The following is a 13083-nucleotide window of genomic DNA, read 5'->3' as shown; positions in this document are numbered from 1 at the left end:
CAGAGCGCCCAGACGCCTCTCCACCACAGGCGCCAACTCCACCGACATACGGGGGCGCTGGACCCGGGAACGACGCGAACGAGATATCGACACGTCCAGAACAACGACCCACACCCACCGAAGTACCGGCCAGCTCATCAGTTCATCCGATTCAGCTATGTGCGGAGGATCGGACTAGCGGCTCCTCGTTTTGGTGCGGGAGGAGCGGCACGGGCGGGAACCCCAGTTCAACCTGCGGCAACCGCAGGTAGTGGCGCACAGCGTCGTTGTCGCCGGTCGCGTCCGCCAGGCGGGCCGCCTGCTCGAAGGCGCGTTTCTGGATCCGCTCGATCTCCTCGGTGATGTCCTCGATTGGGTATCCAGCTTCCTGCAGCATCCACACGGCGGTCTCCAGGGAGAACACGCCCGACGCGTAGCCCTTGGTGACGTAGGCCAGGACCGCGGCACGGTCGGTGGGGGTGTGCGGTCCACACGCCAGCTTCGCGGGCAGCGACTCGCCGGCGGGCCACGCCTGCCCGGCCTGGGACAGGCAATGCACCATGAAGTGCACGTGACGGAACCGGGTCTGGCCGTAGTGGAGGTCGCGGCCTGCGACGACCAGACAACCCTCGCCGTCCAAGAGCTGCTCGCTCCACGAGATTGCACAGCGCCTCAATGCAGCCGCCGAGCAACTGCCGGAGATCACCGTCGCCGTCCTGCGCTACGCCCGCGCTGCCACAGGTCCATCTCCGTTACATCCATGATGGGTTGGGTCCCCTTGGAGGTAAAGGCGGACCAGCCACGATGCGTCGGGGAACGGCGCGCAGCGCCCGTACCTCCGGTGGTGCCGGGGGGACGGGCGCTTGCGTAGGGGGTTCATCCCTGGCGCTTCATGCCCTGGGCTGAGGGGAGGCCCTTGTCGGGGTGGGCACGGAACGTCGCCGTCCAAGTGGTGGGCAGGCAGCTCGTTCCGTTGGGGTGCTGCTCCGTCAGCCTGGCCCGGGCGCTGTCCTCGACGACCATGTCACCGCTTTTCGCGGACGTCACGGTGAGCCGCACCGGCACGGTGGACGCTCCGATGTCGTCGGGGAGTTGGACCGACAGCGAGGCGAACGGGTCGTCGGGACTGCCCGATGTCCGCTCCTCGCAGGTGCCGTCCACGCACAGCCGGATCCTCGCCGCGTCCCAGCCGCCGAAGTCGGCGGGCCGCCACACGGCGGAGACCTGCGAGTCCGCGTCGGCCGCGGTGCACGGCATGTGGCCGAGGAGCGAGCATCCGGTCAAGGCCGCCGCCAGCAACGGTGTGAGAAGGGCGCGGCGCATGTCAGTAAGCCCCTCCAGGCGTCGAGCCCCGCGCTCGCGCTGACCAAGATACGGCCCCGCCGCGCCCCGGGGGTCTGGGAGGATGGCGGGTGTGAACCTTCCCGAGCCGCCGAGCGGCCGCCCGCATCCGCGCTGGCGCAGGAAGTCGCGCCGTGGCGTTCCGGGCCGAAGCCGCGGGTGAAGGTGCATGCGTCTGGTCCCTGGCCAGGCATCGCTGGATGCCGCACCCAGTCAATTGGTTCCGGCGTTGTATAGGTGTTCGCCGAAGAACCCGATGACGAGCAGCCCTCTTCTGTCGGTGTCGTCGAGATAGTGCAGTCGCGGCGCCGGAGGAGCACCGTCACCGATGCGGATGTGCTCGACCATCACGGCCTTCCCCGAGGGGTCGATGTGCTCGGGGACGCGGAGCGTTCGTTGGGCCTTGCCTCGCGGGCTGCTGCTGGCGGTCTGCCCCTCGCTGACAATCACCTTGCCCTCAGCCAGCAGCGGGAACGGCTGGCTCGCGCAGTACGCCTTGAGGTTCGCCAGCTCAGGGCCAGCCCTGCCGCCGCGCGCCCGCGCAAGGTCTTTAGCCTCGGCATATGCCTGCATGGTGGCCAGCGTTGCGGCCAGACAGTTTCGCCAGTGCGGAGCCTTCTGGTGATGCTCCAGCTTCTTGGTCTCGTCCAGATCTGCAGTAATGACCAGCGAAGAGCAGTGATGGGGCGCTTGTTCGAGCACGCCTCGGAGCGTGGGGGCGTCCAGTCGCGCTTCCAAAGCCTCTGCCTCCCCCAAGAGCCGCTCGCCGTCCTGGCGTGGCTGCAGCCGGGCAATAGCGGCGTCGCGAGCCCGCAGCGCCGCGTCCCGCTCCTTGGTCGCGGTGTCCAGTAACTCGGCGAACGCATCTCGGTCCTTCTCCGTTGCCTCAAGCTGCGTCTGAAGTTGGGACGTCTCGGGTAGCAACGGAAGGTTCGCCACTGCTCGTACCGCGTCAGGGATCACGGAGTTGAGCTTCGCTTCGAGGTCTGGCCCTTCGTCGAGCAGCTTGAAGCAAGCCCGCAACCGAGCCTCAACCTCGCGGCGCCGGTCTCGTTCCATCTCAGCAAGCCGCTTATATTTGGCTGCTTCCTTCTTGTACAGCTCGACGAGCTTCTTGCTCGCCTCGACGGCCTCCTGCGACATGCGATCCAGCTCGACGCGGGTTCTTTCATCGCGGGCCTTGTCTGCTGCAGGGCCGAATGGACTGGTGGACATCGACCTAACGCCCCCTCATCTCAAAAGTGAATATGAGGATAGGGGCCGTGCGGAAGCCGAGCGAGTGGGCAGTGATGGGGCTGGTGTGGCTGCCGAATCTGCGGCAGGGGCTGGAACGTTGCTCCCGCGCTGCGGGGGCCCACCGGCAGGTGAACCACCGGGCGCTGCCGCCGGGGTGGGCGTTTTGCCGAACAGCTCCGGGCGGCGCGCCTTGAGTGCGGTGGCCGCGCCGGTGACGGCCTGCTCGTCGGCGTCGTCGTCGACGGTCAGGAGACGTTCGGCGTCGGCGAGGTCGGTACCGGTGGCGCCGAGCGCGACGAGGGCGGAACGGCGCACCGCGGCCTTCTCGCGGGCGACAGCAGCAGCCTCACGGGCGGCAGCAGAAGCGGCAGCGTCGTCGGCGGCCTTCTCCCGGCGCTGTACCTCCGTCAGCTGCGCGTCCTGCGCGTCCTGTTGGGCCTTGACGAACGCGGCCAGGTCGTCGGTCTTGGCGAACCCCAGCTGCTCCACGAGCTTGCGCACCGCAGCACGTTCGCCCTGCTGCTTCTCGCGGGCCAGCAGCCGCGTCAGCGTCTCCTAGTCCAGCGTCTACCCCGTCTGGGCGGCAGGCTGGGCCGGGTCGGGGAGCTGGTCGTTGGACGGGTCGGTGGGGTCCGCGCCCACGATCGGGAAGATCGGGCGGTCGTCACGCCGGCGACCGATGGGCGTACGGGGGTCGGGCAGCAGCCTGTCCATGCGGATCTCGTCCTCCAACGGCAGCGCCCCCGCGCCGACGATCAGTGCAGTCATACGTCCCCAGCGGTACGGGGGCCCTCACGGCCGGGTACGTCAGTGCGGGCCCGGGTTGCCTGACGCCCGGTGACGGGCTGCGGGTCAGCGGCCGCCGCCTGGTCCGGTGTCACCTGGCCGGGGATGAGCGGCACCGTAGGCAGCGGGTCAGCCTCGGGCAGCCCCAGGTACTCGCGTACGGCCGCGTTGTCGCCGGTGGCGTCCGCGAGGCGCGCGGCCTGGTCGAACGCCCGCTTTTGGATGCGCTCGACCTCCTCGGCGACGTCCTCGACGGGGTATCCGGCTTCCTGCAGCATCCGCACAGCCGTCTCCAGTGAGAACACACCCGCGCCGTAGCCAGCCACGACGTCAGCAAGGACGGTGGTGCGGTCGGTGGGGGTGTGCGCACCCCACACCAGGCGTGCGGGCAGCGACTCGCCGGCGGGCCACACCTGCCCGGCCTGGTGCAGGCGCTGCACCATGCGCAGCAGCAGCACGTACTTGTGGGCGCGGGCCAGACGCATTGCGGCGATGAGGGAGTCCAGCGGCCCCAATGCCAGCTGCAGCGCATACCCCGACGGCACCGACGACGGGTCGAGGCTGCCCAGCCCGGCCGTGGTCAGGCGGGTGTTCGAGGCGAGCCGGTCAAGCATGTGGTCGATGCGCTGCCGCAGTTCGGCGAGCTGCGCCGAGGTGTCCAATGTGTCCATGCTGCCGCTGTCGGACAGCTGCCACACCGTGCCCGCCTCGACGCGCACCGGCAGCGGCTGCCCGGTGGTGCGGTCAATGGGCAGGCGCGCCCCGGACAGAGCAACGATCGGGGTGCCGGTCGTCGCGGAGGCGGACGCACTGTCGGTGTCGGTGGCGGCCAGCTCGTCCAGCAGCTGCAGCACAGTACCCAGCGACGACTTGCCCCAGTGCTCTCCACCGTCGGGGATGGTGTTGGGGACGTGCACGGCCGGAATGAAGTCGCACATCAGGTCGAGGCGGTCCAACACCTGCCCGTCGGAGCGGACCCGGTAGGACGCCTTGTCGGCGGGCAGCGAGTACAGGTCGTGGGCGCCGCCGAGGTCTTCCAGCAGCCATTCGGCATCCGACAGGTAGCACGTGGTCCCCGAGGGGCGGCCCGGCGCCCACGGGTAGGTGCGCTGCACTGCGCCGGTCACCGGGTGCAGGGTGTCGCCGACGGTCAGTACGGGGTCTCCGTCGGCGCCCGCTACCTGCTCACGGATAGCGCGGCCGTCCTTGGAGATGCCAGGCTCGGTCGCCGCACCGATCGGCCCCAGCTCATAAGTGATGCGCCGCACCCGGTCTTTCAGGCCGCGCGCCGGATCGGCGGGCAGCTCCCACGCGAAGTGGATCCGGGAGGGGTACTCGGAGCTGTCCTGCTCACCGTCGTCCCACTCGGGGAAGTAGAACCCGGGGTCGTAGGTGCGCAGCAGCACCCGTTCCTTGGCCGGTTCCCACGCCAGGGTGTACACGGCGTCGCCGCAGCGCACCGCGCACCGTTCGGCCTGCTGGATCCGCAGCGGCCACAGTTCCTTCTCCGCCCAGGTGCGTAGCCGCTCCTGCAGGTCGGTTGCCTGAACAGCACCGGGCGGCGGGGCGTCACCCTCGTCGCCATCAGTGCCGGCGGGCCCGCGGTGCTCAGCGTGTTCGGCACCGGGCACCACGATGGTCTGCTCCGCGCCCAGCAGGTAGCCCAGCGTCGTGTCGATGAGCTTGGCCGGGTCGCCCAACTCACGGCGCTCCAGGCCGTGGTCGTCACCGGTGACGGCGGCAAGCTGCCCGGCCTGGTTGTTGTCGTACGCCGCCAAGAGCTTGTAGACGGCCAAACGGCGCCGGTCCGGCTCAGGCACCCACGAGTGGTTGACCTCGGGGAAAGCACGGTGGCCGGGGCGTTGCGGATCGGCCATGGCCGGCTTGTAGTTGATCCACGACCAGGCGTCGATGACCAGTTCGCGCAGCCTCAACGGATGCCTCCAGGCATGCAAGGCCCCGCGCCCGCAGCCAGCTTAGAGGCAGCGTGCGATCACGAACCCGAACCGGCGTCCTTGCGCTTGTCGTCCTCGATGTCGAGACGCCGCATGAGGAAGCTGGCGAAGACCAGCATCTCATCGGCCTCGTCGCGGTCGTCCTTCTCGTCCGGCCCGTGACTGCGAGGGTTGCGCAGTGCCTGCACCGCGCCCTTGAACAGGTTCTGCATGCCGTTCCGTTCGCTCTCCAAGGAGCTGGGATCGGACCGCGTCACGGTGATCAGCGGGGCGCCTGAATTGGCGTTGAGGGCATAGCCCATGAGCTTGTCACCGACGAGGTTAACCGGGCCGACCAGCGTGTGTACCCGGTGCTCCACCGCCTGGAACGCGCTCCTCACGGCCTGGCGGTAGAAGCCACTGTTGAACAGCTCGGCAACGACATCCTGGATCAGCGGATGCAGGTTGCAGGTGACAGACATGGCCTCCGGAGATCCCGCGGCGGGGGCGGCCGGGGCAGGCGACGCTGTCGGAACCGCGTGCAGTGTGGGTCGCTTGCCGAAGGGCGTGTTGTCGGCCTCAACCCGCGCCGGCCCCAGCACCTGCTCGCGGATGCGCCAGTACTCATCCACTTGGTGCACGTCAGCGAACGGCCGAATGCCCCGGTCGAAGCTGAGCGACCAGTCCAGCGTCTCCCGGTTGATGCTTCCACCTCGGAAGCAGGCTTCACGCTGCCCGAACGCGGCGGCGGCGAAGTTGATCTCCCTGAAGATCGCTGCGGCTTTCGTGCGCGCGGGGAATTGTTGCAGGTCTCCGGGCTGCATCCATGGCAGCTCACCGCGGCCTGCGGGCAGCCAGGCAAGCTCCAACCCGGCCGCCGCTCGCACCATTTCGAGGAATGTGTGGATGGCCGGTCCGGTGTTGTTGCAGTTCGCGGCTCCGGCGACGGTCAGCGCCAGCTCTTGCGAGCCCTGCGGCAACTGCGAGAGGTCGGGATCAAGCCCGAGCAGCAGTGCAGGGCACAGCTGCCGTACGACCTCTTCGAAGACCAGGCCCTTCGCGTACAGCACCCGATCGATGTCGTCGAAGGTCGGCCACTGATGGTACTCACTGAAGTATGCCCAGACCGCGTCGAGGAGGACGTGGCCCTCGTCTCCCGTGGGGCGCGGCATTCCCTGTGGCGCGATGGTCCGAACGATCACGTGCTGCCCCCCCGGCGTCTGACCCTGAACGATGCCCGCAGGCTACTACTGGGCAGGGCTACGGGGTGGCGGGGTCGGTGCAGGCGTGCATCCACGTCCCGTGCAGCAGGCCCTTCTGCTCCGAGTCGAGCAGGTTGTCCCACGCGGACTGGCACGACTCGTTGTCGGGCGCCTTGGCGGTGGCCCGCAGGTTCGCCCGGGCGTAGCGCCCAGCCTCCACTGAGGCGTCCTCATGGGCCTGCGCGGAGGCTTTGATCTGCTCCGAGATCTGCTCATGCGTCGGTGCTGCGGGCGTGGGCCACAGCACGACGGCGGCGGCAACAGCGCCCGCCAACACCACGGTTGCGGCACCGATTCGGACGTCGGATCTCCCCCAGATTGTCATGGCCGGGAGGCTAGCAGCCCGATATGGCCAGGGGCGTTTCCCTTTATGGGGCCGTTTCCGGGGGTCTAACGGCGTCCGCCGAGGCGGTCGTCGTGGATGTGTCCGGCCACTGCGGCGAGCTGGTCGGGGTCGGCGAGTTCGGTCAGTCCGTGGACGGCGGCGTCCATGCGGTCGGGGGAGTCCATGCCGACGACCCAGGTGGCCATCTGCTCTTCGAGGCGGACGTGGGCGCCGACGTGGTGGATGAGGCCCTGCTCGTACAGCTGGGCGATGGGTTCGGCCCGCAGGCGTTTGCCGACCTTCGCGGTGACTTCGAGGACCCTGGGCATGATCTGTCCGGCGGTCGTGCCGTCGCGGCGCAGCTGCTCCCATGCCTGGGAGAGGACTTGGCGGGCCATGTCGCCGCCGTAGTTGGACTCTACGACGATCGCATCGGCTTTGAGGCCGAGGGCGAGGCGGCACGCGCTGAGGCCCCAGTCGTTGGCGCCCATGGACGCGGAGCGGTCCTCGAGGACGTACAGGTGACCGTCGAAGCCACGGGCTGCGCCGATGATGCCGGTCTCGTCGCCCACTGAGGACTCTCCGCCGGCGGGGTCGACGGCGACGATGACGCGGGCCATGTCGAGGCCGCCGAACTCGACGGTGGTGATGCGGTGGTCCGTGATCCAGGCGCGCTGCCACACACCGCCCTCGGGGGGACGCGGCTTTTGCTGGTAGAGGGCTGCCCACACGCGTTCGCCGACGCGGCGGCGGGTCGTGGCGTGGTGGTCGGCGTCGAAGCGTTCGGGCCACAGGGGTTCACCGGCCGTGCGGCCCAGGGGGTCGTCAGGAGAGTCGGCGAGGGCGGGCAGGTCGATGACGTGCCACTCGTTGGCCTGTGCGTCGGCGAGGATGCGGCCGGCGAGGTCGTCTTCGTTCCATCGGGTCTGGATGACGCAGATCGCCCCGTCGGGCTCCAGGCGGGTCTGCAGGACGGACTGCCACCACTCCCACGTCTTGCGGCGCATGCTCGGGGAGTCGGCGGAGGCCATGTCCTGCACGGGGTCGTCGACTAGGGCGATGGTGGCGCCCTTACCGGTGAGGCTGCCGCCGATGCCCGCGGCGACGAGGCCCCCTTGGTGGCCTGCGATGTCGAACCGCATGGCGGCCCGGCTGGAGGGGTTGAGGTGGATGCCGAGCTCGTCGCCCCACGTTTCGATGGCGTCGCGGATCCACCGGGAGTGCTCCTCGGCGAGGTCACCCGAGTAGGAGGCGATCATGATGCGGCGGTCGGGGTGCTGGCGCAGGTACCACAGGGGTGCCCAGCGCGAGGCCCGGCGGCTCTTGCCGTGACGCGGCGGCATGGTGATCATGACGCGGTCGGCGCGGCCCTCGGCCATGTCGATCCACGCCTGGTCGATGAGGTGGAGGTGGCGGGCCTGCATCTCGCGGCGTTCGGTCAGGACGGCGGCCATCGCCCCCGGGGAGGCGTCCATGGCGATGTGGCGTTCGATGCGGGCGAGCTGGACGCGCAGCTCCGGGGAGGCCTTCGCAGCCATGTCGCGGCGCTGTGCGGGCAGCTTGGTGCGGTAGGCGGTCAGCAGCTTGGTTTCGCGGTCGCTGCTAGTCATCGGAGCCATGTGCGGCCTCCTCGGATATGCCGATCAGGGCTTCGAGTTCGTCGAGAGCGATGGCGGTCAGCTCGCTGCCCGAAGCGGCCGGGGTGACGATCTCGGCCTTGTTCGGCTTGTCGAGGCCGTTCATGCGGGCGCGGCGTTCCATGATGCGCAACGCCCGGTCGATGGCGGGCAGGTCGCCGTCCTTGACGGCCTGCCGGTAGGCGACGAAGAACAGCCGGTCCAGGCGCAGGTTCTCCACGGCGCGCAGCTCGTCGGCGTTCTCGTCCTGCTCGGTGGTGCGCTCCTTGAGCGCCTGGCGGACGTCCTTGCAGGCGGCGTTGATGAGCTGGTCGTCGGCCGGCGGGTCCTGGCCCTTCTTGTACCGGTCGATGCCGTAGCCCTGCGGGTAGGCGATGCGGTCGGAGTTGATGGCCGGGTCGGCGGCGAGTTTCCGGCCGACGGTGAGCCAGTCGACACCGGCGAGGCGTAGGTCGATGGCGTCCGCTCGCCGCTGCGCGATGGCGGCGCGCGCGGCCTTGTCGGGGCGTCCCACCAGCCGTGGTCCTCTCGCTGCTGCGCGCCCCCGCGCCAGGAAACATGATGGCATTGCGGCCCGGCGACCTGGTGTGGCCGCCGGGCCGTAGTGCAGGTGGTGCTACAGGAAGGTCAGCTGCTGGGGTGCGTCAGGGTCGGGCGGCAGCTGGCCGGGTGGTGGTGCGTCGGGTGCGCCGCGGTTGTTGCGGAGCCACCACGCGAACTGCCAGTTGCGGCAGGTGCGGTACAGGTACTGGTGGCGGCGCGGGGCGTTGGCGGGGATGGAGTGCTCTCCCCATCCGGTGATGGGGCGGGCGTTGTTGAGCGTCACGCGCAGGCCCGGCACCAGGGCCGGGCCTTCCCACTGGTGGCCTTCGGCGTAGTCGAAGGCCAGGTGCGCGTTGGAGGCCCAGTCCCATGGGTGGGGCAGGGCGCACAGGTACCAGGCCAGCGGCTGGTTGTCGGCCGGCAGCGTGATTTTTTGTTGAGGTGCCCGCGGGTTGAGCGGGGGTCGGTCGCACTCTCCGAAGGTTTCGAGGCAGTGCTTGTCGAAGTTGACGTGACGGACCCCGGCCAACCACATGATCAGGTACGGTGCGGCGGCGGTGATCCCAACCCGGATGGGCGGTTGCGGCATTACGGTATTTCCCCCTCTGAATAGGGCCGTGGATTAGGTGGCCCGGTTATTCCTTTCTTTAACCAATTTTACCAAAATTTCCACAAGTCGCTTATGGCGCCCGTGCTTGAAATCGTTCGGATAGGGCATGTTGAATTCCTCGTCGAGGGCTTTCGCGTAATCGAGGTCGGAAAGCGGCAGAGGGTTCTTGCATATGGCCCGCAGCGTCGCGTTCGAGCGGCCGGCGACCGTCACGTCACCGAAGTACGCCCCGAGCAGCTCGGCCAGCGACTCGGGGGTGTGGTAGCGGATCCGCATCCACTTGCCCTGCATGAACCGCATGTCGACGTTCTCGGAGTCCAGGAACGACAGCCGCGTGGAATCGTTGGCGCTGGTGGTGTGCTGCTTGGCCTCGAACGCCTGCTCGACCAGCAGGTTGCGGGTGCCGATGCACACCGTGCCGTCGCCAGCGCACAGCGCGTTGACGGCCGTCAACACCCAGTGCTGGTAATCCAGCGACGTCGTGGCGTTGATGACGGAATCCAACACCACCATCTCGTACAGGCCGTGCTCTGCCACCCGCTTCTCGATCGTGCGGATCATCGAGACGACGCCCCGGATGTCGACGGCGTACTTGCCGGGGGTCGTGCGGTACGGCTCGTAGTCGTCGATGCTGTAGCCCTCGGGCCGCAGCTTCTTCGCGTAGTCGCCGTGGCCGGCGCCGAAGTCCACCACCCTCGTCTCGGGGCGCTTGCGCAGCCGGGGCAGGGCCAGCTTCTCCCACACCTCGCTCTTGTAGGCCAGCTTCCCCTGCTTCTTCAGCGAGGTGTACTGGCGCAGCCGCTTGGGCTGCACGATGTGCTGGTTGTAGACGGGCGCCTGGCCCTCCAGGCCGGACCAGTCGTACACGCCGTACTCGCCGGTGAGGTCGGCAACCAGCTGCGCCGCGTCCATGGACGTGCAGGTCCAGGCGAGGACGTCGAAGTGGTTTGCGGCGGCGACCACCGCGTACTCGGCGTTCAGCGCGATCTGGCCCTGGTCGTCGATGACGACGCTGCCCCACGCACCGTGCCCGCCGGTCATGTGGGAGATGGCCTGCTGGAACGGCTTGTTGCGGGAGACGCCCACTTCGATGGTCTGCCACGGGATCCACGACCACTCGCCGATGGGACCGGGCTGCGCGTACACGATCGACGCCTCGGTCTCGACGCGGTTGTGCAGCAGGTTGAACTGGATCTCGTCGGTCAGGCGCACGACCTGGCCGAGCATCACCGCGGGGGTGTGCGTCATCCCCAAGGCGGTCATGGCCTTGGTTCTCTGGTGGCCTGCGACCAGGGTGCCGTTGGCATTGAGGATGACCGGCTTGACGATGCCGTGGCGGCCGATGGACCCCTTGAGCCGCTCGAAGGCGTCCTCGGACAGATGCCGCGGGTTGTAGTCGGCCGGCCGCAGGTCCTTGAGCGGGTACGCCTCGTAGAAGGTCGTGGTGGGACCGCTGCTGTTGGGTGCGGTGATGCCACCCGGGACGTCGCTCATGCGTTGTCGTCCTCGTCGTCGTCGCCGGCGGGCTCGGCCTGGTCGCCGGAGGCGTCCTCCCCGGGCACCTCGGCGGTGTCGGTGTGGGCCTCCTGCAGCAGGTGCCAGCCGAAGCCGAGGTCGGTGCGGGACTGGGCCAGGAACCGCTCGTAGATGCCGTTGAGGGTTTCCACCTCGGCCGCAGTGATCTGCACACGGGTGGTGGACCACTGCAGGTAGCCCCACTGCAGGTACTCCAGCTTGGCCATGGCCCCAGTGCCCTGCCCGTCGGAGGGCAGGTCGATCGTGGCGGGCAGGGCCCGGCTGTCCAGCAGCTTGTCCAGGGCGGCCTGGCCGTAGCCAGTGCCGTCCAGGTTGGGCAGCTCTTCGAGGATGTCGGCCAGCAGCTCGCTGTCGTACCCGGCGAGGTCGGAGGTGCGGTTGTCGACGACGACGATGCGGGCCGCGTCCTCGTCGGAGACGTCGACCCACGTCGCGGCGATCTGCTCCCAGCCAAGCTGCTGGGCGGCGGCCCAGGTGTGGTTGCCCGCCAGGATCTCGTTGGGGCGGCCGGTGTGGGTGCCGCGGTTGACGACGATGGCCTTGTACTGGCCGTTGACGCGCAGCGACTCGGCGATGGCGTCGACGTCGCCGGTGCGCGGGTTGCGGTAGTACGCCACCAGGTCGTCGACCGGTACCGCCAGCGGCAGCAGCGACTCGGGAATGCGGGCGGGCGCAGCACTCACAGGAGGAGTCCTTCGTGTAGGAGCGTGTCCCCGCGCCCTACGCCCGCCCACGATAGAGGATCACGCCCGCGCAAGCTCCAGCTGTGCTTCGGCGGCGGCCGGCTTTCGGGCCGCGCGCAGCAGAACTCGCGCCCTCGTCTCGCCCTTGCCGATGTCCACCGCCCACTGGGGTGCTGTCAGCTTGGGCCGGTCGGCGAGCGCACCGCGCGTCAGGGCGATCCGCTCGTCCTCGGTGCTGCACTCCTCGTACAGCACCGCCCAGGCCCTGCTGGTGTCCGGCTGCAGCGGCGGCCGCTGCCGCTGCTGGCGCTGCTCCTCGCCGCCGCGCTGCTGCTCCTGCTGCTCCTCGGCGCCGCCCTGCTGCTGCTCCTGCTGGTCCGGCTCCTCCGGCTGCTGCTGCTCCTGCTGCTGTTCGGGCTGCTGCGGCTGCTGCTGCTCCAGCTCCTCCGGCTGCTGCTCCTGCTGCTGGCCGGTGCTGGCTGCTGCTGGAACAGCGCCAGCAGGCTCGGCCGGGGCGGGCAGCACTGCTGCAGCAGCCGCCAGCACCGGCAGCGGGGGTGCTGCTGCTGGTGCTGGGGTGGGCTCCTCGTCGGTGTCGGCCTGCGGCAGCAGCAGGGCGCGCAGCTCCTGCATGCCCATCTCCAGGGCGACCATCTGTGCGAGCGGCGCAACGGTGGCCACCGCCCACCCCCCGGCGGTCCTGGGGGCGTTGGAGACGTTGAAGGCCCAGGAGACGAGGGTGAAGCCGAACGTGACGGTCCAGTACGGCCTGGTAGAGCGGCGGGCGGCCAGGGCACGGACGACGCCGATGGAGCCCATGACGATGCCGCCGTCGACCAGGACGGGGAACATCCACGCGGAGCCCTCGGTGACACCGTTCTCGACCGCGACGCGGTGCAGGGCCTCGTACGACAGACGGAAGCCGACGGACTCGAACGCGGCGACCGCCACGAGGAATGCGGCGGTGACCAGCACTCTGGTCGCCCGTGTGCGGCCGCCGGCCACGGGCGCGATACGGTACGGAACAGGCACGGGAGGTCACTCTCCTGCTGCTTAGGCCCGCGGTCGGTGTGTCAGCACCAGCCGTGGGCCGCTTCGTTGTTCGGGTTGTGCTGCCTACCGTAGCCGCTGCTGATCCGGTGCTGCAGCAGCAAAAGCAGCACCACCGGCAGGAGTTGGCTGCTGCCGGGGCTGCTGCTGGTGCTGCCTGC

15 protein-coding genes are annotated in these 13083 nt (G+C 69.1%); 1 reads left to right on the top strand and 14 read right to left on the bottom strand.

Going from position 1 to position 13083, the window contains the following annotated elements; translation table 11 throughout:
- Nucleotides 1–151: 151 nt before the first annotated feature.
- Complete coding sequence (locus tag ACWD6R_RS23120; protein ID WP_451820431.1) at nucleotides 152–619, bottom strand: hypothetical protein; 468 nt, start codon at nucleotides 617–619, stop codon at nucleotides 152–154.
- Between ACWD6R_RS23120 and ACWD6R_RS23115 the strand changes: the two genes are divergently transcribed.
- Nucleotides 533–850: a DUF6207 family protein gene (locus ACWD6R_RS23115; RefSeq protein WP_451820429.1), complete on the top strand. Its 318-nt coding sequence runs from the start codon at nucleotides 533–535 to the stop codon at nucleotides 848–850. The two genes, ACWD6R_RS23120 and ACWD6R_RS23115, sit on opposite strands and share 87 nt — an antisense overlap.
- Before the next feature lie 5 nt (nucleotides 851–855).
- Here the strand turns inward: ACWD6R_RS23115 and ACWD6R_RS23110 are convergent, their stop codons facing one another.
- From ACWD6R_RS23110 to ACWD6R_RS23050, 13 genes are all read right to left on the bottom strand, one after another.
- The gene (locus ACWD6R_RS23110; protein WP_451820428.1) at nucleotides 856–1302 is read right to left on the bottom strand and encodes a hypothetical protein; all 447 of its coding nucleotides are present in this window, start codon (nucleotides 1300–1302) and stop codon (nucleotides 856–858) included.
- Nucleotides 1303–1533: 231 nt separating this feature from the next.
- Nucleotides 1534–2535 carry a hypothetical protein gene (locus tag ACWD6R_RS23105; RefSeq protein WP_451820427.1) on the bottom strand — a complete coding sequence of 334 codons (1002 nt, stop codon included), beginning with the start codon at nucleotides 2533–2535 and terminating at the stop codon, nucleotides 1534–1536.
- 15 nt (nucleotides 2536–2550) lie between these two features.
- Nucleotides 2551–3057, bottom strand: coding sequence for a hypothetical protein (locus tag ACWD6R_RS23100; protein ID WP_451820426.1), 507 nt, complete (start codon nucleotides 3055–3057; stop codon nucleotides 2551–2553).
- 66 nt (nucleotides 3058–3123) lie between these two features.
- Nucleotides 3124–3324: a hypothetical protein gene (locus ACWD6R_RS23095; RefSeq protein ID WP_451820425.1), complete on the bottom strand. Its 201-nt coding sequence runs from the start codon at nucleotides 3322–3324 to the stop codon at nucleotides 3124–3126.
- Nucleotides 3321–5276 (bottom strand): hypothetical protein, encoded by a 1956-nt coding sequence (locus ACWD6R_RS23090; protein WP_451820424.1) that lies wholly within the window; start codon nucleotides 5274–5276, stop codon nucleotides 3321–3323. The genes ACWD6R_RS23095 and ACWD6R_RS23090 overlap by 4 nt, the downstream gene beginning before the upstream one ends.
- 59 nt (nucleotides 5277–5335) lie before the next feature.
- Nucleotides 5336–6346 carry a TIGR02391 family protein gene (locus ACWD6R_RS23085; protein ID WP_451820423.1) on the bottom strand — a complete coding sequence of 337 codons (1011 nt, stop codon included), beginning with the start codon at nucleotides 6344–6346 and terminating at the stop codon, nucleotides 5336–5338.
- A gap of 190 nt (nucleotides 6347–6536) precedes the next feature.
- A complete protein-coding gene (locus tag ACWD6R_RS23080; RefSeq protein WP_451820422.1) occupies nucleotides 6537–6863 on the bottom strand; it encodes a hypothetical protein in 327 nt (108 codons plus the stop codon).
- A gap of 65 nt (nucleotides 6864–6928) precedes the next feature.
- Nucleotides 6929–8482 (bottom strand): terminase large subunit domain-containing protein, encoded by a 1554-nt coding sequence (locus ACWD6R_RS23075; protein WP_451820421.1) that lies wholly within the window; start codon nucleotides 8480–8482, stop codon nucleotides 6929–6931.
- A complete protein-coding gene (locus tag ACWD6R_RS23070) occupies nucleotides 8466–9014 on the bottom strand; it encodes a hypothetical protein (RefSeq protein WP_451820420.1) in 549 nt (182 codons plus the stop codon). The genes ACWD6R_RS23075 and ACWD6R_RS23070 overlap by 17 nt, the downstream gene beginning before the upstream one ends.
- A gap of 102 nt (nucleotides 9015–9116) precedes the next feature.
- Nucleotides 9117–9632 (bottom strand): hypothetical protein, encoded by a 516-nt coding sequence (locus ACWD6R_RS23065; RefSeq protein ID WP_451820419.1) that lies wholly within the window; start codon nucleotides 9630–9632, stop codon nucleotides 9117–9119.
- Nucleotides 9633–9665: 33 nt separating this feature from the next.
- Nucleotides 9666–11147, bottom strand: coding sequence for a ParB N-terminal domain-containing protein (locus ACWD6R_RS23060; RefSeq protein WP_451820418.1), 1482 nt, complete (start codon nucleotides 11145–11147; stop codon nucleotides 9666–9668).
- Nucleotides 11144–11872 carry a ParB/RepB/Spo0J family partition protein gene (locus ACWD6R_RS23055; protein ID WP_451820417.1) on the bottom strand — a complete coding sequence of 243 codons (729 nt, stop codon included), beginning with the start codon at nucleotides 11870–11872 and terminating at the stop codon, nucleotides 11144–11146. Before ACWD6R_RS23055 ends, ACWD6R_RS23060 begins: the two co-directional genes overlap by 4 nt.
- A gap of 60 nt (nucleotides 11873–11932) precedes the next feature.
- Nucleotides 11933–12904 carry a DUF2637 domain-containing protein gene (locus tag ACWD6R_RS23050; RefSeq protein WP_451820416.1) on the bottom strand — a complete coding sequence of 324 codons (972 nt, stop codon included), beginning with the start codon at nucleotides 12902–12904 and terminating at the stop codon, nucleotides 11933–11935.
- Nucleotides 12905–13083 lie beyond the last annotated feature (179 nt).

The organism is Streptomyces sp. NPDC005151 (assembly GCF_053599875.1).
Note: the sequence above shows the minus strand (reverse complement) of the source record. Positions and strands in the feature narration are given on the sequence as shown.

Excerpts from the sequence above, each read along its gene's own strand:
- ACWD6R_RS23115 (WP_451820429.1), top strand. The coding sequence starts at position 533 with ATGCACCATGAAGTGCACGTGACGGAACCGGGTCTGGCCGTAGTGGAG.
- ACWD6R_RS23110 (WP_451820428.1), bottom strand. The coding sequence starts at position 1,302 with ATGCGCCGCGCCCTTCTCACACCGTTGCTGGCGGCGGCCTTGACCGGA.
- ACWD6R_RS23105 (WP_451820427.1), bottom strand. The coding sequence starts at position 2,535 with ATGTCCACCAGTCCATTCGGCCCTGCAGCAGACAAGGCCCGCGATGAA.
- ACWD6R_RS23095 (WP_451820425.1), bottom strand. The coding sequence starts at position 3,324 with ATGACTGCACTGATCGTCGGCGCGGGGGCGCTGCCGTTGGAGGACGAG.
- ACWD6R_RS23080 (WP_451820422.1), bottom strand. The coding sequence starts at position 6,863 with ATGACAATCTGGGGGAGATCCGACGTCCGAATCGGTGCCGCAACCGTG.
- ACWD6R_RS23075 (WP_451820421.1), bottom strand. The coding sequence starts at position 8,482 with ATGGCTCCGATGACTAGCAGCGACCGCGAAACCAAGCTGCTGACCGCC.
- ACWD6R_RS23065 (WP_451820419.1), bottom strand. The coding sequence starts at position 9,632 with ATGCCGCAACCGCCCATCCGGGTTGGGATCACCGCCGCCGCACCGTAC.
- ACWD6R_RS23060 (WP_451820418.1), bottom strand. The coding sequence starts at position 11,147 with ATGAGCGACGTCCCGGGTGGCATCACCGCACCCAACAGCAGCGGTCCC.